We start from the raw sequence: 23,219 nt of genomic DNA, 5'->3' as shown, positions 1-23,219 counted from the left end.
TGCTCCCTGGCGTTGGTCAGAAGAGGGGTCCGGCGGTGGGGGTGGTGCCGCACGAGCAGGTGCGGCCGGCGCTCACGTCGACCATCTCCCCGCAGTCGGCGCAGCGGACGTGCACGCTGGCGCGGTCCAGCGTCCACACGCTGGTGTAGGCGCCGGTGCACAGGTCGCCGCGGAAGAACTTGCGCAGCGCGCGCTGGTGCGGCTTGCCGTGCACGGCGCGCAACGACTCGGGCCGGTCGAACGCGGTGAGCGTGTACTTGCGCCCGCCCATCTCGAACGAGGCGAAGCCGAGGAACCCGCGGGAGGGTCGCAGCGACTTGACCACCTCGGTGCTGAGCAGGTCGATCTCCGGCCCTTCCACGTCGTCGCGGAAGTCCAGGTAGGTGAACGCGAGCACGCCCGGGTGGGCGGTCTTCCCGGACGGGGTGCGGGCGCTGACGCCGTACTCGCGCAGGTCGTCGCGGGAGGGCACGAACTTGGCCGACTGCCCCAGCGAGGCGGCCAGCGCGACGCGGTCGAAGTGCCGGCGCACCCGCACCTCGCCGTCCACGACGGTCAGCACGTCGGCGCCGACGACCGTCGCGGTGCCGCCGATGCCGGGCACGCCCAGGTAGGCGGCGCGGTGCGTGGCGGTCAGCGTCCAGGTGAGCACCGCGGTGTCGCCGGCGTCGGCGGGCGCGGCGAAGTCCAGCACCAGGTCCGGGAACCGGGTCAGCACGGCCTCGACGTGCGCGACGAGGTCCGGGCCGCCGACGGGTTCCGGGGTGTCGGGGTCGGCGAACTCCGCCACCGCGTCGGCGACGGCGGCCGGGTCCCGGTCCCGCCAGGCGGCGGTCCACCGGCCGGCGGTCTCGATCAGGTCCATGTGCTCACCGCTCCCAGGTCGTGGTCCTCGGGCAACCGGGCCGCGGCGAGCGCCACCGCGAACGCCAGGTCGGCCGTGTGGCTGACGGAGACCCGGATGCGGGTGCCGCCCGCCTCCCGGTCGCCGAGGGCGCCGGTCAGCCGGACGCCCGGCGGGTGGCCGTGCAGGCAGGCGGTCGTGCGCTCGCACAGCGGCGTGGGCCGGGGCAGCACCTCCACCGCGCCCAGGTGCTCCGGTGTCACCGCCTCGCCCAGCAACCGCAGCACGGCGTGCTTCGCCGCGAGCCGGCCCGCCCAGTGCCGCACCGTGCGGCCGGCGCCGGAGCGCAGGCGCTCGGCCCGGGTGAAGACGACCTCCAGCGGCATCGGTTCCACCAGCTGCCACGGCGCGGTCAGGCCGCCGAACGCGACGGCGGCGCTCCCCCAGCCGCCCGGGCCCGGCCCGGTCATGCCGCGGGCTCCGGTCGGCGCAGCCGGCGCACGGCCGCCGGGTCGGCCAGGCTCGCGCACCGCCGGTCGACGGCCCGCAGCAGCCCGGTGAGCACCTTGCTGTCGCCGACCTCCACCAGGGTCTCGACGTCGGCGAGGGCGTGCATCGTCGCGGTCCACCGGACGCGGGCGGTGAGCTGCGCGATCAACGCGTCCACGATGGTCGGCAGGTCCGTGGTGGGTTCCGCGGTCGCGTTGGGGACCACCGGCACGCGCGGCGGGCTCATCGGCGTGGCGCGCACGGCCTCCGCCCAGCCGTCCAGCGCGCCGGCCATCAGCGGCGAGTGGAACGCGTTGCTCACCTTGAGCGGCACGACCTTGCGCGCGCCCGCGGCGGCGGCCAGTTCCGCCAGCCGCGCGACGGCCGCGGTCGCGCCGGACACCACCGCGTGGTCCGGCGCGTTCTCCAGGCCGACGACCAGCGGCTCGCCGGGACGTGCCGCCTCGGCGACCAGCTCCTCGACCCGATCCGGCGGCAGGCCCATCACCGCGCTCATCCCGCCGGTGTCGGGCAGGTCGGCCATCAGCCGGGACCTCGTGGCGACCAGGCGCACGGCGGTGTCGACGTCCAGCACGCCCGCCGCGCACAACGCGCTCACCTCGCCGACGCTGTGCCCGGCGACGACGTCCGGTTCCACGCCGCGCTCGCGCAGCACGGCGAGCGCGGCCAGGTTGCACGCGGTCACGGCGGGCTGCGCGTGCAGGGTGTTCACGAGCTTGTCCAGCGGTCCCCGCGCGCACAGCTCGGACACCGGCTCGGGCAGCAGCTCGTCGGCGCGCGCGATCACCGCCGCGCCCGCCGGGTCGCGCCGCAGCCAGCCGCCCATGCCGACCCGGGCGGTGCCCTGGCCGGGGAACACGAAGCCGATCACCTGAGAACCTCCCTCACGCCGTGCCGCCGTCGTCGGGTCGCCGGGCCGTCGGGTCAGAGCCTGCGGCGGCGCGTGGGCACGGCCGCGGCCCGCTCGGTGCCCAGGAAGCCCAGCAGCAGCTTGGTGACGACCTCCGGCTGGTCCAGCGGGATCCAGTGGCTGGCGTCCTCGACGCGCTCGTAGCGCCACGGGCCCTTGACGAACTTCTGCGAGCCCGTCATGCCCTCCTCCAGCAGCGCCTTGTCGCCGGTGGACCAGACGCCCAGGGTGGGCGCGAGCACGGGCGGGAAGTTGCTCTCCACGCGCAGCTCGGCGGCCGGGGAGCGGTTGGCGCGGTACCAGTTCAGGGCGGCCGTGAGCGCCCCGGGCTTGGCCAGCTCGCGCGGGTAGCGCTGGTGGTCGCCCTCGCCGCCCATGATCTCCTTGAACAGCCGCCACCCGTTGCGCCGCAGCAACTGCTCGCTGACGCCGGGGAACTGGTAGAACAGCATGTACCAGCTCGCCGCGCGCTGCTCGATCGACGGGGTGCTGAACACGCCGGGGTGCCCGACCGAGAACACCGCGAGGTGGTCGACGCGGCGCGGCATCAGGAAGGCGTACATCCAGGCGATGGCCGCGCCCCAGTCGTGGCCGACGATGTGCGCCTTGGCGATGCCCAGGTGCTGGGTCAGGCCCACGACGTCGTTGACGATCGTGCGCATGTCGTACGCCTCGACCTCCTGCGGCTTGCCCGACCCGCCGAAGCCACGCAGGTCCGGCGCGATGACCCGGAAGCCCGCCTCGACCAGGGGGTCGATCTGGTGGCGCCACAGGTAGTGCGAGTCGGGGAAGCCGTGCAGCAGCACGACCGGGTCGCCCTCCCCCTTGTCGACGTAGGCGATGTCGACGCCGTTGACGTGCGCCGAGTCGGTCAGCAGAGTGTCCTTGCTGGTCATGCCCTCTCCCTGAACAGCCTCTCGGCGAAGAACTCGCTGAAGCCGAAGTCCGGGACGTCCTCCGGCGGCACCATGTTGAGCAGGCCGGTCACCGACGCGGCGAAGTTCTCGGCCATCAGCGCCCGCGCCCGGCGGCGCCGCTCCGCCGCCTCCGGCCCGAACTCGCAGTGCAGCCGGGCGATGATGTCCGCGCCGAAGTGCAGCCGCCCCATCCGGAACTTCCGCTCGGCCAGGTAGGGCTCGAACGCGGGCGGCGACCAGTCGTCGCCGCCGACGAGCACCTCGCACACCTCGCGGGTGTCGCGCAGGCTGCACGACAGGCCGGTGCCGAGCACCGTGTCGGCGTTGCCGGCCTCGTCGCCCACGAGCACCACGCCGTCCATCACGACCGGCTGCTCGGGGAACATCGACACCGACGGCCACACCTTCAGCGGGCCGATGGGCCGCGCGGCGGCGTACACCGACTTGCCGCCGTCGGGCAGCGACCGCAGCTCGAAGTCGGCGATGAACCGCTTCTCGCCCTCGGGGCCCTGGTAGCGGCGGCTGTTGGCGGTCGGGAAGTTGATGTAGAGCCGGGCGTTGCCCTCGCCCTGCGGGAACACCATGAACATCTTGTCGTCCTCGGTGCCCATCGCCTGCACGTCCATCGGCCAGTCGTCCAGGCCGGTGACCCGCACCCCGCCGCCCCAGTGGTGCACCGAGGTGGCCATGTGCACGCCGACCTGGCGGCCGACCGTGCAGCCGCGCCCGGTGGCGCCGATGACCAGGCGCGGCTTGACCAGGTGCTCCCGGCCGCCGTGCCGGTAGCGGACCTCCGGCCTCGTCCCGGCGGTGACGTGCGCCCGCTGCGCGCCCATCACGACGACCGCGCCGTTGTCCTCGGCCTGCTCGGCCATCAGCGCGCAGACCTCGTGGTGCGGGAACGACATGGGTCCGCCGACGCCGGGCACGAAGCGGGTCATGTCGACCGTCTCGGCCTCGTCGGGGTGGACCGTCTCGTCCCACTGCGTCCACTCGCGGATCTCCCACGCGCCGCCGAGGCCGAACGCGTCCTCGACGCCGAGGGTCTGGGCCTCGCGCAGGCCCCACGGCGCGATCCACTCGCCGCGCACGATGTCCTCGTAGGTCTCCTGCTTCTCCAGCACCATCACCGACAGCCCGTTGGCCGACAGGTAGGCCGCCGCGGAAGCGCCCGCGATGCCGCCGCCCACGACGACCACGTCGACACCGCTGTGCTCGACGGTCATGCCTGCCACCTCTCCCACGACGTGCGCTCCTTGGCCGGTACCCGCCTGGCCGGCCGGAACCCGGTGCCGACCGTGTAGGCGACCGGCACCATGCAGACCTGCGTGACCCCGGCCGGGATCCCCAACAGCTCGCCCACGTGGCGCTCGAAGGGCAGGTGCATGTTCGTGATCGTGCTGCCGAGGCCGCGGGAGCGGAGCGCGAGCTGGAACGACCACACGGCCGGGAAGATCGAGCCGTAGAAGTTGCTGGCCCGCATGGCGCCGATGCGCACCTGGTCCCGCCACGTGCCCTCGTTCGCCGAGGCCAGGTCCTGCCCGAGCCACTCGGCGTCGATCGCGCCGATGTCCGGCGGGCGGCCCAGCACGCACGGGATCACCAGCACCGGCACCCGGGCGATGGTCGCGGCCAGCGCCGCCGCGGACTCGTTGTTCCGCCGCGCCTGGACGCTGTTGCGCCGCCGCCCCGACCGCGTCCACACCTCCTTCTGGTGGAACTGCCAGGAGATGTCGAACAGCTCGGCCAGCCGGTCCTTCACGGCCTGCTCGGTGATCACGACCCAGCGCCAGTTCTGCTGGTCGTTGGCGGTGGGCGCCTGCACGGCGACCTCCAGCGCGTCCTCGATCACCTCCCGGGGCACCGGGCGGTCGAGGTCGAGCCTGCGCCGCACCGACCGGGTGGTGGTCAGCAGCCGGTCGGTCTCCGACACGTCGAAGGGCGCACCGGTCATACCGCACCCAGCAGGGTCCCGCCGCGCACCGAGCCGGGCGCGGCGCTGAGCACGAGGGCCTTGGCGGGCGGCGCGGGCAGCTCGGGCTTGGTCACGTAGGACTCGACGTCGCCCGCGCGCGGGCCGACCAGCTCCGGCAGGGCAGGCGCCACGCCGTCGCGCACGGCCAGCGCGGCCAGCGCCAGGTTCAGCGCGCCGGTGGCCGAGCCCGCGTCGCCGATCAGGCCCGCGGTGGCGGTGAGCCGCGCGGCGGGCACGGCGTCGAGCACCGCGCCCGCCTCCACCGCGTCGCCCTCGCCACCGGTCGCGGCGCCGACCACCAGTTCGACGCCGTCGGTGGCCAGGGCGGCCAGGCTGCGGTCCACGACGGCCCGCTCGTCGCCCCCGCCGGCGCCCGCGTGGGCGCTGCCCAGCACCCGCGCGTACGGGGTGGCGCCCCGGGCGGCGGCGTGCGCGGCGGACTCGACGACCAGGGCGACCGCGGCGGACGCCGGCGAGGCGGGCGCGGAGTCGGGGCTGTAGGGGGTGACCGCGGCGCCGTCACCGGTGCGCGCGGCCTCGTCCGCGGCCACGACCAGCACCACGTCCGCCTTGCCAGACCGGATCGTCTCGACCGCGCAGTCCAGCGCGATGGACGCCGAGGCGTTGCCGTTGCAGATGGTGGTCGTCGGCCCGCGCAGCCCGAGGGTCTGGCAGACCGCGCCGCCGGTGGCGTTGAGCACCACGTTGGAGAAGCTGAGCACGGCGGGCTTGTTCGGGTTGGCCAGCACGCTCTCGTCGAACCCGTCGGTGCTCTCCACCGAACCGGCGGCGGTGGCGAAGACGACGCCCACGTTGTCCAGCGCGGTCCGCGGCAGCTTCAGCCCCGCGTCCTCCCACGCCAGCCGGGAGGCGGCGATGGCCATGCGGGACAGGTTGTTCATGTGCCGCCACAGCGAGCGCGGCGCGAACGTGCGGCCCTCCAGCGACGGCTGCGCGCCGACGGCCGTGCGGCCGGTGGCGACCGCCTCGGCGACCTCGGCGATGCCGGTGCCCAGGCCGGTGACCGGGCCGAGGCCCGTGACCACGACGCCGGGGTCGGGCAGCTCGTCGTACTCGCGCGGGCCGCCGGGGCGGCGCAGCACCAGCGAGGCGTTGTTGCCGCCGAACGCGTAGTTGTTGGACACCACGACGTCCATGTCCAGCCGGCGGGCGGCGTTGGGCACGAAGTCCAACGTGGACTCGGCGATGGCCTCGTCGGTGAACCCGATGGTCGGCGGGGCGGTCGCGGTGCGCAGCGCCAGCACGCCGGCCACCGCCTCGACCGCGCCCGCCGCGCCCAGCGTGTGCCCGATGAAGCTCTTGATGCTGCTGGTCGGCACGCTCGGCGCGCGGTCGCCGAACACCGCGCGCATGACCTTCTTCTCCATCGCGTCGTTGGCCGGGGTGCCGGTGCCGTGCCCGTTGACGTAGTCCACCGCGTCGGTGTCCAGGCCGGCGTCGGCCAGCGCCCGGCGCATCGCGCTGACCCCGCCGCGGCCGGTCGGGTCGGGCGCGGTGGCGTGGTAGGCGTCGGCGGACAGGCCGTAGCCCGCCACCTCGGCCAGCGGCGTCGCACCGCGGGCCAGCGCGTGGTCGAGCGCCTCGACCACGAGGAACGCCGCGCCCTCGCCGAGGTTCAGGCCGTCCGAGCGGCTGTAGGGGCCGCACGGCCGGGAGCTGAGGGCCTGCAGGCCCGCGAACCCGGCGTAGGTGCCGAACAGCAGGGGGTCGACCCCGCCGGCGAGCACCACGTCCGCCTCGCCGGTGAGGACCTTGTCCTTGGCCAGGCCGACGGCGTTGCCGCCCGCCGCGCAGGCGGTCGACACCAGGATGCGCGGGCCGAGCATGCCGAGCCTGCCCGCCACGACGTCGCCGGTGGCGTGCATGGGCTGGTAGCCGCCCGCGGGGCTCGGCGTGGCCTGGCACTTGCCCAGCACCAGGCCGAACCGCTCGCCGGGCACCTCGCCCAGCCCCGCCTGGGCGACCGCCTGCCGGGCCGCGACGAGGGCGAGCCGGGCGGTGCGGTCCAGCGCGGTGTCCTCGGCGGGCAGCTGCCCGTCGATCCACTCGTCGGGCACCTGGCCGGCGAACCGGGCCTCGAACGCGGCGAACCGCTCGTCGGCGACGGCGGTGATGCCACCCTCGCCCGCGGTGAGCCGCGCCCAGAACTCCTCCGGGTCCCGGCCGACCGCGCAGATCACCCCGACACCGGTGATGACCACAGGGCGCAGCGCCATGCTTGCTCCTCCTCGCGGCCCGGGCGGCGGCCCGGGCACCAGGTCAGATGATCGGGGTGCTCCAGCTCTTGGGGGTCACGTACGGGCTGGTCAGCGTGACGACCTCGGTGTCGCCGACGGTGAGCCGCAGCCCCGCGGCGGCCAGGTCCGGCGGCAGCCGCAGCAGGCCGAGCGAGGACTCCAGGCCGATGCTGCGCACGGCGTGCACGACCTCGCCGATCCGCTCGCCGTCGACGGTGACCGGCGTGCCCGGCGCGGGCACCTCGTCGCCGCCGGAGAAGCCGACCGTGCGGCGCTCCGCGACACCCTCGAAGGCGGCCACCACGGCGTCCCGGCCGAGGAACTCCTCCTTGGTGATGTCCACGAGCCAGCCCGCGCCCATCTCCAGCACGTCCACGCCCTCGCCCGCCTCGTGGCGCACGATCGGCTGGCGCACCTCCAGCATCGCCAGCTCCACGGCCTCCTGGCCGGCGGGCACCGCGTGCTCCAGCGCCTTGGTCCACAGCCGCTCGGCCGCGTCCCTCGGCACCAGCACCTTGTAGCCGTACTCGCCGGTCACGCCGGTGCGGGCGAAGACGATGTCGACGCCGTCCCACCGGGTGTCCACGACCGACTCGAACGGCAGCGCGGCCAGCTCGCCGTCGATCAGCCGGCCGACCACGCCCCACGCGTAGGGCCCCTCCAGCCCGAACAGCGCGTGCTCGGCGGTCCGGTCGGTGATCTCCACGTCCGACCCGGCGTGCGCGCGCAGGTGCTCCAGCAGCCTGGTGCCCGCGCCGGCGGAGGACTCCAGCAGCAGGCCGTTCTCCCGGCCCCACACGACGACCTGGTCCACGACCGCGCCGTCCTCGGCGAGCACCAGGCTCGTCATGCAGCGCTCGGCGGTCAGGTACTCCACGTCCCGCGCCAGCACCCGCTGCGCGAAGTCGGTGGCGCCGCCGCCGGAGATCTCGACGATCCGCTCGCCGGACAGGTCGAGCAGGGCGGCCCGCTCCCGGATCGCCCGGTACTCGGCGTCGAGCCCGCCGAACCGCAGCGCGACCTCCGCGTCCAGGACGGTGGCGTACTCGGTGCCCTCGGGGTGCGCGGGCTTCACCGGCGACGTCAAGGGTTCCATTGTCGTGTCAGACCTTTCCGGTAGGGCTGGTGGCTGCCGGGTCGGCGATGGTGATGGTGCCCTCGGCGGCGACCTGGCCGTCGACCCTGGCGCTCACCTTGAACTCGCTGAAGCCCCGGCCTCCCGCCGTGCGGTCGGCGGTGAGGACGAGCTGGTCCCCCGGCACGATCGGGCGGCGGAACCGCATCGCCCGCACGCCCGCGAGGTAACCGATGGGCCCGGCGCCGGCGAGCGCGAACACCACGCCCGCCAGCTGGGCCATCGCTTCGACGACGATCACGCCCGGGAGCACGGAGGTGGCCGGGAAGTGCCCCTGGAACCACATCTCGGTGGCCGCGACGTTCTTCACCCCGACCGCGCCGACGCCGGGCTCGACCCTGTCGACCCGGTCCAGCAGCAGGAAGGGCCAGCGGTGGGGCAGGACCTCCCGCAGCTGGTCGTTGGTCAACGACGTCCCCGCCCGCACAGGCTCCCGGGTCGCGGTCATGCCGACCCGGTCAGGGCCGGGTTGACGTGGTCGGCCAGGCGCGACACGGAGCCGAACACCGACATGTCGCTGTCGTAGAGCGCGACGCCGAACTCGGCCTCGATCGCCACGTACAGCTCCAGCACGTCGAGGCTGTCCAGCTCCAGGCCGCGGCCGAACAGCGGCTGGTCGTCGGTGATCCAGGCGGGCTCGATGGGCAGGTCGAGCCGCGAGACGATCATCTTCTTGATCTGGGCGCACGTCTCGTGGCGAGCCGCAGCCGTGGCGCGCAGTTCGTCGAGGGTCACGCTTCTCCTTCCGGTGGGGGCGCTTGCGGCCGTCGGGTTGTCAGCCGAGTCCGCCGCCGTTGGCGACGAACGTCTCGCTGGTGATGTAGGACGCCTTGTCGGAGGCCAGGAACGTGACCAGGTTCGCGATCTCCTCGGGCCGGCCCATGCGGCCGAGCCGGATGCGGGAGGCGTAGCCGTCGCGCAGCTTCGCGGGGATGACCCGGGTCATGTCGGTCTCGACGAAACCGGGCGCCACCACGTTGACGCGCACCCCGTGCGGCGCGGCCTCGTAGGACAGCGCTTTGGTGAACGCGATGATCGCGCCCTTGGACGCGACGTAGTTCGTCTGGCCCGGGAACCCGCCGTCCAGCCCGCTGGCCGAGCTGAGCGTCACGATCGACCCGCGCCGTTGGTGCTGCATGATCCGCATGGCCTCGCGGCAGGCCAGGAACGTGCCGTGCAGGTTGATGTCCAGGGTCTCGCGGAACGTCTCGCTGCTCATGGCGACCAGGTGCCGGTCCCGCGTCACGCCCGCGCTGGTCACCAGCACGTCCAGCCGGCCGTGCTCGGAGCGGACGGACCGGAACAGCTCGCGCACCGCGTCCTCGTCGGTCACGTCCGCCCGCACGGCGCTGGCGCTGCCGCCCGACTCCCCGATCCGCGCGACCAGCTCCTTGGCGTGCTCCTCGGAGCGCGAGTAGTTGACCACGACGTGGACGCCGTGCGCCGCCAGGTCGACCGCGACGGCGCGCCCGATCCCGCGCGAACCGCCGGTGACCACGGCGACCGATCCTTCGGCGAACATGGCGCCTCCCCACGTTGTCCACGGCACGCCCGCCAGGAGCGGGCGCCGTCGCTCGCCGAAACGCTACTGACCTGCGGTTTCAAGGCTCTATCACTTCGATATCCGCCTCCTTGACGCCCTCGCGGCGGTGCCGCAGGCTCGTCCGCATGGCTGACTTCGAGGTCGACGTCCTCATCGTGGGTGGTGGGCCGGTCGGCCTCGCCGCGTCGATCGAGTGCTCCCGGCACGGGCTGACGTCGCTGCTGGTGGAGCGGCACGCGGGCACGTCGATCTTCCCCAAGGCGCGCCTGGTGTCCACCCGCACGATGGAGCTGGTGCGGGCGTGGGGCGTGGCCGACGAGGTCGAGCGGGTCGGCCTGCCGCGCGAGGACAGCCTGGCCGTGGGCGTCGGCTCGTCGCTGACCGCGGCCGACTTCCACCGCGAGGTCGCGCCCATCGCCGAGGACGCGCCGCAGAGCCCCACCTACACCTACATCTGCGCGCAGGACCGGTTCGAGGTGGTGCTGCGCGACCTGGCCGAGCGCCTGCCCGGCGGCGACGTGCGGTTCGCCACCACGCTGACGTCCCTGGACCAGGACGAGTCCGGTGTGGACGGTGTGGTCGAGTCCGCGTCCGGCCGCGCCACCGTGCGCGCCCGCTACGCCATCGCCGCCGACGGCGGTCGCAGCACCGTGCGGGAGCGGCTGGGCATCGGCGTGGAGGGCCCGCCGCCGCTCGGTCACATGATCAGCATCATGTTCGACGCCGACGTCGTGCCGCTGCTGACCGATCGGATGTGCGCGCTGTACTTCATCCGCAGCGCCGTCCCGTGCGCGGTGGAGGCCGTGGACAACGAGCGCCGGTGGATCATCCAGACCGGGTACGACCCCGAGGAGGGCGGCAGCGAGGCCGACTTCACGCCGGAGTTCTGCGTGCGGGTGGTCCGCGAGGCCGTCGGCGTGCCGGACCTGGAGGTCGAGCTGGTCGGCGTGATGCCGTGGTTGCAGCAGGCCGTGACCGCGACCCGCTTCCGCTCCGGCCGGGTGTTCCTGGCGGGCGACTCGGCGCACGTGTCCACGCCGCAGGGCGGGTTCGGCATGAACTGCGGCATCCAGGACGCGCACAACCTGGTGTGGAAGCTGGCGGCGGTGCTGTCGGGAACGGCGGGCGAGGCGCTGCTGGACACGTACGAGGCCGAACGCCACCCGATCGGCGAACGCACCGTCGGGGAGAGCCTGGCCAACGCCTTCATCACGTTCCGGATGATGGAGGGCGAGCTGTCCATGAAGGAGGCCATCGCGCGGCAGGCCGGTCGGCGCAGCTGCGAGGGCCTGGTGCTCGGGTTCCACTACGAGTCGGCCGCCGTCGTGCCGGACGGCACCGGCGCGCCGACCCCGGTGGACCCCTACCGGACCTACGTCCCGACCGCCCGGCCGGGCCACCGCGCGCCGCACGTGCCGGTGCGCCGGGGCGCGGAGGAGCTGTCCACCCTGGACCTGGTCGGCACCGGGCTGACGGTGCTGGCGGCGGGTCGCGGCTGGGCGCAGGCGGCGAAGGAGGTGGCCGCGCGGACCGGCGCGGCGATCGCGGCGGTCGAGGTGTCGACCGACGGCGCCACCGACGTGGTGTCGCCGACCTGGGCGTCGGTCTACGGCGTGGGCGAGGCCGGTGCGGTGCTCGTGCGGCCGGACGGCCACGTCGCCTGGCGCACCACCGCCCCGCCCTCGGCGGACGCGCTGGCCGCCGCGGTCGCCACCGTGCTGGCCCGCGCCTGAGGGCCGGCCCGCGCCTGAGGGCGAGCCGGGGTCCGGGTCGCGGTCGGTCGACCCGGACCGGTCAGGCCGGAACGCCCGTCAGGCGGCGGTGGTCCAGGCGGTGCGGTACGGAGCGGACGCTCGCGGCGGCGCGGCGCAGCGGCAGCGGGAAGCCGTCGCACGAGCCCACGATCCGGGTCGCCTCACCGCGTTCCTCCGCCACCCAGTCGTGGCCGAGCAGCATCGTCAGCAGTTGCCACGACTCCTCCGGGCGCAGCGGCTCCACGAACGCCCGGTGCGCGCCCTGACGGGCGACCAGCTCGTCCATCGGCTGCCGGCTGGTCACGATGACCCTGGTGTTCGCGCCACCCGGCAGCAGCGGCCGGACCTGGGTGTGGTCCACGGCCCCGTCCAGCACCACCAGCACCCGCTTGTGCGCCACGCTGCTGCGGTACAGCGCCACCTTCTCCCCCGGGTCGTCCGGCACCGACGTCGCCGGCACGCCGAGCGCCCGCAGGAACCGGTCCAGCAGCACGGGCGCCGGCACGGGCCGGCCGAAGTCGTCCACCAGGTCGGCGTGCAGCTGGCCGTCGGGGAACCGGTCGGCGCGCTGGTGCGCCCAGCGCAGCGCCAACGCCGTCTTGCCGACCTCGCCCGGCCCCGACAGCACCACCGCGCCGGGCACGTCCGGCCCGGGCGCGAGGGCCGCGTCCAGCTCGGCCAGCTCCGCGGCGCGGCCGGCGAACGGCAGGGCCTGCCTCGGCAACTGGCGGGGCACCACGACCGGCACCGCCTCGGCCCGGGGCGCGCCCAGCAGCTCCGGCGCGTCCCGCAGCACCTGCTCGTGCAGCTCGCGCAGCTCCCGGCCGGGTTCCAGGCCGATCTGCTCGACCAGCGCCCGCCGGGCGTCCTGGTAGGTGCGCAGCGCGTCGGCCCGCCGACCGGACCGGTACCGGGCCAGCATCAGGTGCGCCCACGCCCGCTCGCGCAGCGGGTGCTCGGCCACCACGGCGGTCAGCTCCTCGCCGACCCGGTGGTGCAGGCCCAGCCGCAGCTCCAGCTCGGCGCACGCCTCCACGGCGTCCAGCCGCGCCGACTGCATCCACACCGCTTCCGCCCGCAGGCCGGGCAGGTCCTCGAACGGCACGCCCCGCCACAGCCGGAGCGCCTCGCGCAGCAGCGCCACCGCGCCCGCCGCGTCGCCACCGGCCGCCCGCGACCGGGCCCGGCCGACCAGGGAGGTGAACCGCAGCCAGTCCACGGCGTCGTCGTCCAGCCGCGCCACGTAGCCGGGGTTCGCGGTGTCGATCGCGCGACCGGCCTCGCCCAGCGCCCGCCGCAGGCGCGACACGCAGATCGCGATCTGGCCGCGCGCGCTGGCCGGCGGGTCGCCGTGCCACACCGCCTCGATGAGCCGGTCCACGCTGACCACGCGGTTGGCGTCGAGCACCAGCCGCCCCAGCACCGCGCGCTCTCGGGGACCGCCGACCCGCCGCTCCACGCCGCCGTGCAGGCTGCGGATCGGGCCCAGCACGCCGAACTCGACCGGCACGGCGGTCAACGCGACCGCGCCAGGTGCCGCTCGACCTCGTCGGCGGCGCGGACCGTGCCGCCGGCCTCCGCGACCACCTTGCGCATCAGCTCCGACCGGGCCGCGATCCCCGCATCGCCCAGCACCGCGGTGATCGCCTCGACCAGGGCGCCCGGCGTGAGGTCGGCGGGGTCGACCACCGTGCCCAGTCCCAGTTCCCGGACCCGCCACCCGGTGGGCCGGTCGAGCGCGGACCCCGGCACGCACACCATCGGCGTGCCCGACCGCAACGCCTCCATCACGGTGCCCATCCCGGCGTGGGTCACGCACAGGGCGGCGTGCTCCAGCACGGCCACGTGCGGCACGAAGTCGTGCACCTCGACGTTGGGCGGCAGGTCGCCGAGCGCCGCGCGGTCCACGCCGCCGCCGGTGGTCATCACCGCGCGCCACGGCCGGCCGCGGAACGCCTCGACGCACGTGCGGAAGAAGCCCTCGTCCCGGTTGAACACCGCGCCCAGCGACACCAGCACCACGGGCAGGTCGTCGCCCGGCGGCTCCCACGAGCCGAGGAACCCCCGGTCGCCGACGCACGGCCCGACGAACGCGAACCGCTCGTCGAACGTGTCGCCCGCGTACTGGAACTCGCGCGGCACCGTCACCAGGCTCAGCGGCGGCACCTCGAACCACACCTCGTGCGGCGCGGCGGTCACCCCGTAGCGCGCGCACAGCGCCCCGATGCGGGCCATCGTCGCCCCGACCCACTCGGGCATCCGCGCGGGCCGCTCGGCGCTGGGCCGCTCGGCGGCGGCGGACTCGGGGTTGTACATGGCGTTGAGGAACGAGAAGTGCTCGTTGGACGCGAACACCGGGATCACCTGCGCGGCCGGCACGTCCCAGTGGCGCGCCAGCACGCGGCCCGCGTAGAGGATCGAGGTGTCGTAGACGAGGCAGTCGGGCCGGTCGGCGTCGAGGTCGGCGGTCGCGGTGGCGAGCATGGCCTCGCTCTCGTCGAGCAGCACGCCCATCAGGTAGCCGGGGTCGTCGGCCACGAGCGCGAAGTCGGCGTCGCGGTAGCGCGAGGGGTAGGTGACGGCCGCGGCCCCCGCCTCGGTCACGACGCCGGCCATGCTCGGCGCGGTCAGGTAGGTGACCCGGTGCCCGCGCGCGACCAGCTCGGTCACCACGGCGAGGTTCGGGATGACGTGCCCGTGGTCCGGGTGGCACATGAAAAGGAAATGCCGCGGCATTCGTCGTCCTCGTCCACGATGGGGGTGCTGGAAATCCGGCGACCGCGCCGGGAGCGTGGTCACCGTAAAGCCCCCCGAAGCGGGCTGGACACCCCTAAGACCCCTGGCGGAGGACGGCTCCCCGGGACCGCGGACGGGCCGGCCGACGCTCATCCCCGAGGGTCGTGGCGACCCCCGTGACCTGGAGATTAGGGGTTACCCCCTAGCCGAGGGCCGGACCTAGGCTGATCGGGAAGCCGACCTGTCGAAAGGGCTGCCGATGGCCACGCTCGTCTGGGACTACACCCGTGAATACGAATCGGAGCGCAAGGACATCCTCGACGCCGTCGAGACCGTGTTCTCCTCCGGCAGGCTCATACTCGGGCCGAGCGTGTCGTCGTTCGAGGAGGAGTTCGCCGCCTACCACGGCGTCGCGCACTGCGTCGGCGTGGACAACGGCACGAACGCCCTCCGCCTCGCCCTCCAGGCCCTCGGCGTGGGCCGCGGCGACGAGGTGGTCACGGTGTCCAACACCGCCGCGCCGACCGTGCTGGCGATCGACGCCGTGGGCGCGACGCCGGTGTTCGTGGACGTGCACCCGGACACCTACCTGATGGACGTCGAGCAGGTCGCCGCGGCGATCACCCCGCGCACCAAGGCGCTGCTGCCGGTGCACCTGTACGGCCAGTGCGTGGACATGGCCCCGTTGACGGAGCTGGCGCGGCGGCACGGCCTGCTGGTGCTGGAGGACTGCGCGCAGGCCCACGGCGCGCGTCACCACGGCCGGGTCGCCGGGTCGATAGGCGACGCGGCCGCGTTCTCCTTCTACCCCACCAAGGTGCTGGGCGCCTACGGCGACGGCGGTGCGACGATCACCAACGACGCGACCGTGGACGCGAACCTGCGCCGCCACCGCTACTACGGCATGGAGAAGACCTACTACGTCGTGGAGACGCCCGGCCACAACTGCCGGCTGGACGAGGTGCAGGCGGAGATCCTGCGGCGCAAGCTGACCCGGCTGGACGAGTACGTGGCGGCCCGGCAGGCGGTCGCCGCCCGGTACGCCGAGGCGTTGGCGGACACCGACCTGGTGCTGCCGGCGACCGCGCCGGGCAACACCCACGTGCACTACGTCCACGTGGTGCGCCACCCGCGGCGCGACGACATCCTGGAGCGCTTGAAGGCGCACGACATCCACCTGAACATCAGCTACCCGTGGCCGGTGCACACCATGACCGGCTTCGCGCACCTGGGTTACGCCGAGGGCAGCCTGCCGGTGACCGAGCGGGTGGCCGGCGAGATCTTCTCGCTGCCGATGTACCCGTCGCTGCCGCAGGACGCGCAGGAACGCGTCGTGGACGCGCTCAAGCGGGTGCTCGCGACGCTGTGACCACCGGGCGGAGGGGGCGGCGGCGTCCGCCTCACCCGCGCGGGACGAGGCTGCGCAGGCACAGCAGCAGGCTGCGGGCCTGGATGTTGACGTAGAAGCTGTGCCGCAGCAGCTCCTCGAACTGGTTCAGGGTCAGCCAGCGGTACTCCGGGTCATCGGGCGGGACCTCGACGTCGGTCTCCACGACCACGTAGCGGTTGCGCGCGCCCAGGAACCGGCCGCCCTCCTCCGAGAGCACGGTGTCGAAGCGGACCCGCGACGAGGTCAGCACCTCGTCCAGGAACCGCGGCCGCGCGGGCAGCCGGTCGTGGGTCTCCGGAACGCACTGCACGGTGGGCGCCAGTTCCGTCACGTCGGCGTAGCCCGCCTCGGTGCGGGCGTGCGCCAGCACGTGCAGCACGCCGTCGATCACCTTGACCAGGAACGCGATCACGCCGGTGCCGACCGGCTCGACCATCGGCTGCGACCACGCCCCGACCTCGCGGCCGCCCGCCGCCACGTCCACGCCGACGACGGTGAAGAACCCGCCGTCGCGGTGGGCGATGACGCCGTTCTCCCGCGCCCAGTCCGGCAGCCCCGCCAGGGGTCCCAGGCTCACCCGCAGGTCGGTGCGGGTGCGGACCTCGGTGATCCAGCTCAGCACGTCGCCGATCCCGTGCACGCCGGAAGCGGCGGGGTCCGCGGACCGCACCAGGGCCTCGGTGAACGGGTCGGTCGCCGCCCCGGCCAGCGCCGCGCCGCCGCCGGGCAGGCAGGCGAGCACCGTGCGGGCGTCCATGTTCACCAGGTCCGGCACGGTCATCAGCTCGGCGACCTGCCCGAGGGTCAGCCAGCGGAAGCCCTCGCGCACCTCCACCTCGCCGTCGACCTCGACCACCATGTTGCGGTTGCGCTTGCGGTAGAACCACGCGCCCTGCTCGGACTGCCGGATGTCCACCACGACCCGGTGGGCCGAGGTGTCGCGGAAGTGGTCCAGGTACGGGATGGGCTTGCCGCGGTGCACCCCGGTGTAGTTGCTGCGGGTGGCCTGCACGGTCGGCGACAGCTGCAGGCCGTTGGGGTTGCCGGGTTCGTGCTTGGCCTGCATCAGGCAGTGCAGCACGCCGTCGACCTCGCGCACCAGGATGCCGAGGATGCCGATCTCGGGCTGGTTGATGATGGGCTGCGACCAGTGCGGCACGGGCGCGCCGGGCAGGTCGACCGCCAGCGACTCGACGCTGAAGAAGCGCCCGGTGTGGTGGCGCAGGTTGCCCGTGCCGGGTTCGGTGCGCCAGCCCGCGAGGTCGTCCAGCGGCACGCGCTCGACGCGCATCCAGGTGCGCTCGGCGGTGTCGGCGAGCCAGGCGTGCACGGCGTCGGTGCCGCCGCCCACGAGCATCGACTCGGCCAGGCGCGTCGCGGTGGGCCTGCGGGTGGGTCTGCGGGTGGGCGCGGTCACTCGGCGGACCCCTCCCGGTCGGGCGCGGTGTGCACCGGCAGGAGCCCGCTGTCGCGCGCGTGGGCGAGGCCGGGCGCGCGGCGGTCCCGTTCGGACAGCACGGCGTCGGCGGGCACGGGCAGCGCGAGGTCGGGGTCCAGCAGGGACACCGCCAGCTCGTCGGCCGGGTCGTAGGCGCGGGACAGCAGGTAGTGCACGGTGGAGTGGTCCTCCAGGGCGAGGAACGCGTGGCCGAGCCCCGGCGGCAGGTAGACGGCGCGGAAGCCGTCGCCGGACAGCTCCACCGAGTCCCACTCCCCGAACGTCGGCGAGCCGACCCGCAGGTCCACCACGACGTCCAGCACGCGCCCGCGCGAGCAGGTCACGTACTTGGCGCAGCCGGGCGCGCGGCGCGCGTAGTGCACGCCCCGCGCCACGCCGCGCCGGGACACGCTGGCGCTGGCCTGCGCCACGGCGAACAGCGGCGCGCCGACGGCGTCGGCGAACACCTCCCGCTGGAACGGCGAGACGAACAGGCCGCGGTCGTCGGGGAACACCTCGGGCTCGAACTCCCAGGCCCCACCGACGGCGAGTGCACGGGCCCTCATGGCCAACCTCCCGTCCGCCGCAACGGTGATCAGCGTGCAGCGGCCCGGACCGCCCGGTCAACCCGCCTAGGGGCACCCCTAACGCGGGTTTAGGGGTGCCGGCGCGAAACCGTCCACAGAGGACGCCAGGAGGGCGGCGACGGTCCGGGACACCGCCTCGGCCAGCGGCACGCGGGCCCGCCAGCCGGTGGCGCGGGTCAGCGCCGCCGGGTCGGCGACGAGGCTGCGGAAGTCCAGCGGGGTGGCGTGCGGCGGCGGTGGCACCGACCGCACCGGCACGGGCGGGCGTCCGGTGTGGTCGGCGACGGTCGCGGCGACCAGCTCGAACAGCGCGCGCACCGCCACCCCCGCGCCCGAGCCGACGAGCCACGCCCGCCCGGCCAGCCGGTCGGCGTGCGCCACGGCGGCGGCGAACGCCTCGGCGACGTCCCCGACGAACACCAGGTCGCGCTCCATGTCGCCGGCGCCCCACACGGTCAGCGGCTCACCGACCAGGGCGCGGCGCGCCATCGCGGTCACCACGCCCCGGTCGGGCGAGCCGGTGGTCGGCCCGAACACGGTGGGCAGGCGCAACGAGCAGCCGCCCGCGTCGAGCACGAGCCGTTCGGCGGCGCACTTCTGCCGGTCGTAGGCCGACTCCGGCCGGTCCGGCTCCGTGCCGTCGACCCGCTCCGGCGCGCCCGGCCCCACCTGGGAGGTGGAGCCCGCGAACACGACCGCCGCGCCGGCCGCGGCGACCGCGTCGGCGACCACACCGACGTTGACCCGGGCGGCGTCGGCCGCGTCGCCCTCGTCCACCCGCCACGTGCCGCCGCCGGTGAACAGCACCAGCGGCAGCACCACGTCCGCGCCCGCGACCGCGGCGGACACCGCGCCGGGCTCGGCGAGGTCGGCGGCGACGACCTCGGCCGGGAACGGCGGCACGCCGGGCGCGCGGGCCACCACCCGGACCCGCGCGCCCGCCGCCGCCAACCGGGCCGCCACCGCGGAGCCGACGAACCCCGAGCCGCCGAGCACCGCGACCCGCGTGCCGGCGAGGTCCCGCGGCACGGTCACACCACGTGGACGTCGGGGACGTACCGGATCCACCGGCCGCCGGCCTCGCGGAACGCCGTCTCCTTGGCCATGATCTCCTCGGCGTGGTTCCAGGCGAACAGCAGCGCGTAGTCCGGGTAGGGGTCGGCGAACGCCGCCGGCGGCAGCACCGGGATGCGCGAGCCGGGCGCCAGCCGGTGCTGCTTGGCGGGCGTGGTGTCGCTGATGAACTCCACCAGGTCCGGCCCGATGCCGCACAGGTTCGTCACGGTGGCGCTCTTGGCCGTCGCGCCGTAGCCGACGACCCGCTTGCCCTCCGCCCTCAGCCGCCGCAGCAGGTCCAGCAGGTCGTCGCGGATGGCGCGGATGCGGTCGCCGAACCCGTCCAGCACGGCCCGGTCGTGCAGCCCGCGCGCCTCCTCCTCCGCGAGCAGGGCGACCACGGCCTCGGAGCGGGCCCGGGCGCCGGGCAGCGCCAGCGTGTAGCGGACCTCGCCGCCGTGCACCGGCAGGCGCTCGACGTCGACCAGCTCCAGGCCGTGCCGGCGCGCCATGACGTCCACGGAGGTGGCGCTGAACAGGAAGAAGTGCTCGTCGTAGATCTGGTCGAACGACGTCTGCGCCACGATGTCGCCGAGGTAGGGGTCCTCGAACACGAAGACGCCGCCGGGCTTGAGCAGCGCCACCACGCCGCGCAGGATCGACCCGACGTAGGGGATGTGGCAGAAGGTGTTGGCGGCGTAGACGACGTCGGCCGGCCCGTCCTGCTCCCGGATGGACAGCGCGGTGGGCTCCTCGAAGAAGTCCTTGCGGACCCGCACGCCCGCCTCGGCGGCCAGGTCGGCGACCGCGCCCGACGGCTCGACGCCCAGGTGCCGCACCCCGGCCCGGGCGACCGTGCGCAGCATGGTGCCGTCGTTGCAGCCCAGCTCCACCACGAACGGGTCCTCGCCGGCCAGCTCGGTGTCCAGGAACCGCCGCGCCAGCGCGCCGAAGTGCTCCCGCATCACCGCCGACCCCTGCGACAGGTAGGGGTAGTCCTGGTGGAACATCCGCTCCCTGGGCACCTCCTCCATGAGCTGCACCATGGCGCAGTCGGCGCAGGAGCCCACGGCGAGGCGGTAGGTGAACTCCTCGGAGGTGTCCCCGGGTTCGCGGAACGCGTCGGACAGGGGTTGCGTGCCGAGGTCGACGAACTCGGTGACCGCGCCCGCGCAGACGCGGCAGGTGGACTGGGTGGACATGGGCGGCTCTCTTCCGTTCTGCTCGGCTGGAGTGGGTGGCGGGGCTCAGCCGCGCGCTTCGACGGCCCGGGCGCCGGCGCCCGCCCGCTGGGCCAGGCGTGACGGCAGGTCGGCCCTGCTGCGCACGCCGAGCTTGCGGTAGACGCGGGTCAGGTGCTGCTCGACGGTGCTGACGGTGATGTAGAGGAGACCGCTGATCTCGCGGTTGGTGTGGCCCTTGGCGGCGAGTTCGGCCACGCGCAGCTCCGAGTCGCTCAGGACCGGCCGGTCGTCGCCCGCGGCGTCGTTGCCACCGTCCTCCCAGTCGACCGGGATGGGCAGCGCGCCGGAGTAGGACGCCTTGGTCTCGGCCACCGCGACGCGGGCCAGCTCGCGCGCCTCACCGTGCTCGCCGAGCGCGTCGAGGGCCTCGCTGAGGTCGGACAGGGCGCGGGCCAGCTCCACCCGGTCGCCCGCGCGCCGCAGGTGCCGCACCGCCTCGCGCAGCAGGCGCGGCCGCTCGGCCGGGTCGCCCGCCGCCGCCAGCACCCGCAGCGACGCGCCGCAGGTGCGCCGGTCGCCCGCGGGCAGCCGCATCTGCTCGCGGATCAGCTCCCGGGCGACCTCGGGGCGGCCCAGCGCGAGGTTGGCCTGCGCCAGGCCGTTGCGCCACGGCGCGAGCACCGGCAGGTCGAGGCCCCACTCGCGCATCCGGGTGCCGCAGTTCTGGAAGTCGCTGATCGCGGCGAGCACGCGCCCGGCGGCGAGGTTGCCGTGCCCGCGGGCGTGCAGGTAGCGCAGCCCCGCGACGGTGGAGAACATGGCGTCGGGCACGCGCAGCCGCATCACGCCCGCGACCACGCGGTGCCGGCCCAGCGCGGTGTTGGCGTCGAGCAGCACGGCCAGCGGGTAGCCGATGGACAGGCCCCAGCCCTCGTGCGGCAGCAGGCCCAGGGCGGTCTCGGCGCGGGCCGCGGCCACCACCACCTCGCCGCGCCGCAGCGCGATGTCGGCCCGGACGACCTCCAGGATGGCCTGCCAGGTCACCGCGCCGCCGCGGGTGGCCTCGGCGGCGAGCCGGTCGCACCACCACTCGGCCCGGTCGGGGCGCCCGCCGTGCGCCAGGATCAGCAGGGCGGTGAGCACGACCTCCAGCGACATGTCGCCGAGCCGGCAGCTCTGGAGGATGTGCTCGGCGCTGGCCAGCGCGTCGGGGTGGAACTCGGTGGTCCAGAACGTGCCCACGGCCTGCGCCGCCGCCACCCACGGGTCGGCGTCGGCCGGCACGTCGGAGGCCACGGCGGACACCGCGCCGAGGCCGTGGAACCACTGGCAGATGATCCGCAGCTCGGCCGCGCTCTGCGGGTCCAGCACGCCGGGGTTGTCGGCCAGCACGCCCAGCGCGCGCACCGCCGTGGTCTCGTCACCGCTCCACAGCGCGTGCTGCACGACGGTCATGGCGGCCCGCCCGCGCAGCCGCCCCTCCCACATCGCCTCGTGCAGCGGCCCCAGGTGCACCACGGCGGCGGCCGGGTTGACCCGCCACAGCGCCTGGACCAGGACGCTGGTGATGCGCAGCCGCTCGTCCCGCTCGGCCGCGGGCAGCGCGGGCTCCAGGTAGCGCACGGCGGCGGCCACGTCGTCGTCCATGAGCGCCTGCTCACCGGCGATGCGCAGCACGGTGACCGGCCAGCCCGGGGCGACCCGGTCGGCGGCCACGAGGTGGTCGGCGACCACGGCCGCCGCCGCGCCGCGCTGGTAGAGCAGCTCGGCGGCGCGGGCGTGCAGCCGCGCCCGCTCGGCGCCCGGCGTGCTGTCGAGGACCACCGCCGCCGCGCCGGGGTGGCGGAACCCGCCGTCGGCGAGCAGCCCCGCGGCCGTGAGCACGTCGACCACCTGCGCGACGGCCTCGGGCGTGGTGCCGGCGAGCCGGCCGAGCAGGACCGGGGTGCGGTCCTCCCCCACCACGTCCCGGCCCAGCACGGCGATCGCGCGGGCGACCTCCGGGAAGCCGGCCTCCCAGCGGTGCAGGCACTCCAGCACCGCGCGGCCGAACGCGGGCCCGGCCCGGTCGGCGACGGCCTCGTGCCCGGCGGCCAGGTCCTCGACCAGGGCGCGGACCAGCATGGGGTTGCCGCCGGTGAGCCCGTGCCAGACGGCGGCCGGCCCGTCGGGGTCGGGCACGTGGTCGCGCAGCAGGCCGGCGATCCCGGCGGGCGACAGCGGGGCGAGCCGGATGCGGTGGTGCGGCCGGCGGGACAGCTCGGCGTTGAACAGCGGCAGCGTCGGCTGCGGCTGCTCCCACTCGGCGAGCACGACGAGCAGCCGTCCCGACCTCATCCGCCTGCGCAGGTAGAGGATGAATTGCAGGGAGGAGCTGTCGGCGAATTGCACGTCGTCCACGCAGAGCACGACCGGCCGTTCCCGCGACAATTCAAGAAGTATTCCGCACAATTCGTGGACCGGCCGCACGTGCGAATGCTGGATGCTCCGGACGTCCGATCCGGGATCACCGACCGCCGCCGCGATCGGCGTGATGAGGTGCGAAACGCGGTCCGCTATTTCGGGCGGCAGACCGGCGCCGTGGAACAACTGGTCGATGACCCCCGCCTGCAACGCGCGCTCGGCGGGCGCGCCGGTGGCGGTCAGCAGCAGCGCGCCGGACGCGGCGACGTGGCGCTGGAACCGCTGGAGCAGTTCCGTCTTCCCGCTGGCCAGACCCCCGCTGACGAGGGCGAGCCTGCCCGTGCCCGCCGTGCACGCGACGAACAGGTCGGCCAGTTCGGCGAGGGCGCCACCGTGGTCCGTCGGCACCAATTGCCCAGCCCCCTCCAGCCCGGTGAACGATGGTCTTTTCGCGACGGTGCCCCCTCTTCGGGACGCTTTATAGCACGACCCGTCGACTTGTCCACGAACCCGGACATTTTTGCCGCCCCGGCGGCCGAACCGCGTTCCCGACGGCCGGCGCGCACATCGGCACCGCGT

General features: G+C 74.7%; 20 protein-coding genes. 2 read left to right on the top strand and 18 right to left on the bottom strand.

The window, feature by feature from the left end; genetic code table 11:
* Positions 1-16 precede the first annotated feature (16 nt).
* The 11 genes from ACIGNX_RS13355 to fabG are packed head-to-tail and all read right to left on the bottom strand — an operon-like array spanning position 17 to position 10,071.
* Complete coding sequence (locus ACIGNX_RS13355; protein ID WP_396539572.1) at positions 17-865, bottom strand: ester cyclase; 849 nt, start codon at positions 863-865, stop codon at positions 17-19.
* Entirely contained in the window at positions 856-1,314 is a 459-nt protein-coding gene (locus ACIGNX_RS13350) for a phosphopantetheinyl transferase (protein ID WP_396539570.1), read from the bottom strand. The genes ACIGNX_RS13355 and ACIGNX_RS13350 overlap by 10 nt, the downstream gene beginning before the upstream one ends.
* A complete protein-coding gene (locus ACIGNX_RS13345) occupies positions 1,311-2,225 on the bottom strand; it encodes an ACP S-malonyltransferase (RefSeq protein WP_396539568.1) in 915 nt (304 codons plus the stop codon). Before ACIGNX_RS13345 ends, ACIGNX_RS13350 begins: the two co-directional genes overlap by 4 nt.
* A gap of 53 nt (positions 2,226-2,278) precedes the next feature.
* On the bottom strand, positions 2,279-3,160 hold the full coding sequence (locus ACIGNX_RS13340; RefSeq protein ID WP_396539567.1) for an alpha/beta fold hydrolase: 882 nt from the start codon (positions 3,158-3,160) through the stop codon (positions 2,279-2,281).
* Positions 3,157-4,425, bottom strand: a complete 1,269-nt coding sequence (locus ACIGNX_RS13335) for an FAD-dependent oxidoreductase (protein ID WP_396539565.1) — start codon at positions 4,423-4,425, stop codon at positions 3,157-3,159. The genes ACIGNX_RS13340 and ACIGNX_RS13335 overlap by 4 nt, the downstream gene beginning before the upstream one ends.
* Positions 4,404-5,135, bottom strand: a complete 732-nt coding sequence (locus ACIGNX_RS13330) for a nitroreductase family protein (protein ID WP_396539563.1) — start codon at positions 5,133-5,135, stop codon at positions 4,404-4,406. Before ACIGNX_RS13330 ends, ACIGNX_RS13335 begins: the two co-directional genes overlap by 22 nt.
* Positions 5,132-7,393 (bottom strand): beta-ketoacyl synthase N-terminal-like domain-containing protein, encoded by a 2,262-nt coding sequence (locus ACIGNX_RS13325; RefSeq protein WP_396539561.1) that lies wholly within the window; start codon positions 7,391-7,393, stop codon positions 5,132-5,134. The genes ACIGNX_RS13330 and ACIGNX_RS13325 overlap by 4 nt, the downstream gene beginning before the upstream one ends.
* Positions 7,394-7,436: 43 nt before the next feature.
* On the bottom strand, positions 7,437-8,510 hold the full coding sequence (locus tag ACIGNX_RS13320) for an aminomethyltransferase family protein (protein ID WP_396539559.1): 1,074 nt from the start codon (positions 8,508-8,510) through the stop codon (positions 7,437-7,439).
* Between the two features lie 7 nt (positions 8,511-8,517).
* Entirely contained in the window at positions 8,518-8,997 is a 480-nt protein-coding gene (gene fabZ / locus ACIGNX_RS13315) for a 3-hydroxyacyl-ACP dehydratase FabZ (RefSeq protein WP_396539557.1), read from the bottom strand.
* On the bottom strand, positions 8,994-9,284 hold the full coding sequence (locus ACIGNX_RS13310; protein WP_396539555.1) for an acyl carrier protein: 291 nt from the start codon (positions 9,282-9,284) through the stop codon (positions 8,994-8,996). The genes fabZ and ACIGNX_RS13310 overlap by 4 nt, the downstream gene beginning before the upstream one ends.
* A gap of 40 nt (positions 9,285-9,324) precedes the next feature.
* Positions 9,325-10,071 carry a 3-oxoacyl-ACP reductase FabG gene (gene fabG / locus ACIGNX_RS13305; protein WP_396539553.1) on the bottom strand — a complete coding sequence of 249 codons (747 nt, stop codon included), beginning with the start codon at positions 10,069-10,071 and terminating at the stop codon, positions 9,325-9,327.
* A gap of 146 nt (positions 10,072-10,217) precedes the next feature.
* On the opposite strand from fabG, the gene ACIGNX_RS13300 reads away from it, so the two are divergent.
* Positions 10,218-11,825, top strand: a complete 1,608-nt coding sequence (locus ACIGNX_RS13300; RefSeq protein WP_396539551.1) for an FAD-dependent monooxygenase — start codon at positions 10,218-10,220, stop codon at positions 11,823-11,825.
* Positions 11,826-11,886: 61 nt separating this feature from the next.
* Here ACIGNX_RS13300 and ACIGNX_RS13295 read toward each other — a convergent pair whose 3' ends face one another.
* Both ACIGNX_RS13295 and ACIGNX_RS13290 read right to left on the bottom strand, forming a co-directional pair.
* Positions 11,887-13,356: a BTAD domain-containing putative transcriptional regulator gene (locus ACIGNX_RS13295; RefSeq protein ID WP_396539549.1), complete on the bottom strand. Its 1,470-nt coding sequence runs from the start codon at positions 13,354-13,356 to the stop codon at positions 11,887-11,889.
* Positions 13,357-13,361: 5 nt separating this feature from the next.
* A complete protein-coding gene (locus ACIGNX_RS13290) occupies positions 13,362-14,582 on the bottom strand; it encodes a macrolide family glycosyltransferase (RefSeq protein ID WP_396539547.1) in 1,221 nt (406 codons plus the stop codon).
* 259 nt (positions 14,583-14,841) lie between these two features.
* Between ACIGNX_RS13290 and ACIGNX_RS13285 the strand changes: the two genes are divergently transcribed.
* On the top strand, positions 14,842-15,951 hold the full coding sequence (locus tag ACIGNX_RS13285) for a DegT/DnrJ/EryC1/StrS family aminotransferase (RefSeq protein ID WP_396539545.1): 1,110 nt from the start codon (positions 14,842-14,844) through the stop codon (positions 15,949-15,951).
* A gap of 31 nt (positions 15,952-15,982) precedes the next feature.
* Here the strand turns inward: ACIGNX_RS13285 and ACIGNX_RS13280 are convergent, their stop codons facing one another.
* The 5 genes from ACIGNX_RS13280 to ACIGNX_RS13260 all read right to left on the bottom strand — a co-directional run bounded on the left by ACIGNX_RS13280 (position 15,983) and on the right by ACIGNX_RS13260 (position 23,048).
* The gene (locus ACIGNX_RS13280; protein WP_396539543.1) at positions 15,983-17,389 is read right to left on the bottom strand and encodes an NDP-hexose 2,3-dehydratase family protein; all 1,407 of its coding nucleotides are present in this window, start codon (positions 17,387-17,389) and stop codon (positions 15,983-15,985) included.
* Positions 17,386-17,976 carry a dTDP-4-dehydrorhamnose 3,5-epimerase family protein gene (locus ACIGNX_RS13275; RefSeq protein ID WP_396539541.1) on the bottom strand — a complete coding sequence of 197 codons (591 nt, stop codon included), beginning with the start codon at positions 17,974-17,976 and terminating at the stop codon, positions 17,386-17,388. The genes ACIGNX_RS13280 and ACIGNX_RS13275 overlap by 4 nt, the downstream gene beginning before the upstream one ends.
* A gap of 78 nt (positions 17,977-18,054) precedes the next feature.
* On the bottom strand, positions 18,055-19,026 hold the full coding sequence (locus ACIGNX_RS13270; protein ID WP_396539539.1) for an NAD-dependent epimerase/dehydratase family protein: 972 nt from the start codon (positions 19,024-19,026) through the stop codon (positions 18,055-18,057).
* A 2-nt stretch (positions 19,027-19,028) separates the two neighbouring features.
* A complete protein-coding gene (locus ACIGNX_RS13265) occupies positions 19,029-20,255 on the bottom strand; it encodes a methyltransferase domain-containing protein (RefSeq protein ID WP_396539537.1) in 1,227 nt (408 codons plus the stop codon).
* Positions 20,256-20,300: 45 nt separating this feature from the next.
* The gene (locus ACIGNX_RS13260) at positions 20,301-23,048 is read right to left on the bottom strand and encodes an AAA family ATPase (RefSeq protein ID WP_396539535.1); all 2,748 of its coding nucleotides are present in this window, start codon (positions 23,046-23,048) and stop codon (positions 20,301-20,303) included.
* Positions 23,049-23,219 lie beyond the last annotated feature (171 nt).

It is taken from the genome of Actinosynnema sp. NPDC053489 (genome assembly GCF_044544865.1).
Lineage (GTDB): Bacteria > Actinomycetota > Actinomycetes > Mycobacteriales > Pseudonocardiaceae > Actinosynnema.
This window is presented reverse-complemented; position numbering and strand designations above follow the sequence as displayed.

What these genes read in the sequence shown, in the direction of transcription:
- ACIGNX_RS13355 (WP_396539572.1), bottom strand. Translation starts at nt 865, where the DNA reads ATGGACCTGATCGAGACCGCCGGCCGGTGGACCGCCGCCTGGCGGGAC.
- ACIGNX_RS13350 (WP_396539570.1), bottom strand. Translation starts at nt 1,314, where the DNA reads ATGACCGGGCCGGGCCCGGGCGGCTGGGGGAGCGCCGCCGTCGCGTTC.
- ACIGNX_RS13340 (WP_396539567.1), bottom strand. Translation starts at nt 3,160, where the DNA reads ATGACCAGCAAGGACACTCTGCTGACCGACTCGGCGCACGTCAACGGC.
- ACIGNX_RS13330 (WP_396539563.1), bottom strand. Translation starts at nt 5,135, where the DNA reads ATGACCGGTGCGCCCTTCGACGTGTCGGAGACCGACCGGCTGCTGACC.
- ACIGNX_RS13325 (WP_396539561.1), bottom strand. Translation starts at nt 7,393, where the DNA reads ATGGCGCTGCGCCCTGTGGTCATCACCGGTGTCGGGGTGATCTGCGCG.
- ACIGNX_RS13320 (WP_396539559.1), bottom strand. Translation starts at nt 8,510, where the DNA reads ATGGAACCCTTGACGTCGCCGGTGAAGCCCGCGCACCCCGAGGGCACC.
- fabZ (WP_396539557.1), bottom strand. Translation starts at nt 8,997, where the DNA reads ATGACCGCGACCCGGGAGCCTGTGCGGGCGGGGACGTCGTTGACCAAC.
- fabG (WP_396539553.1), bottom strand. Translation starts at nt 10,071, where the DNA reads ATGTTCGCCGAAGGATCGGTCGCCGTGGTCACCGGCGGTTCGCGCGGG.
- ACIGNX_RS13300 (WP_396539551.1), top strand. Translation starts at nt 10,218, where the DNA reads ATGGCTGACTTCGAGGTCGACGTCCTCATCGTGGGTGGTGGGCCGGTC.
- ACIGNX_RS13290 (WP_396539547.1), bottom strand. Translation starts at nt 14,582, where the DNA reads ATGCCGCGGCATTTCCTTTTCATGTGCCACCCGGACCACGGGCACGTC.
- ACIGNX_RS13285 (WP_396539545.1), top strand. Translation starts at nt 14,842, where the DNA reads ATGGCCACGCTCGTCTGGGACTACACCCGTGAATACGAATCGGAGCGC.
- ACIGNX_RS13275 (WP_396539541.1), bottom strand. Translation starts at nt 17,976, where the DNA reads ATGAGGGCCCGTGCACTCGCCGTCGGTGGGGCCTGGGAGTTCGAGCCC.
- ACIGNX_RS13265 (WP_396539537.1), bottom strand. Translation starts at nt 20,255, where the DNA reads ATGTCCACCCAGTCCACCTGCCGCGTCTGCGCGGGCGCGGTCACCGAG.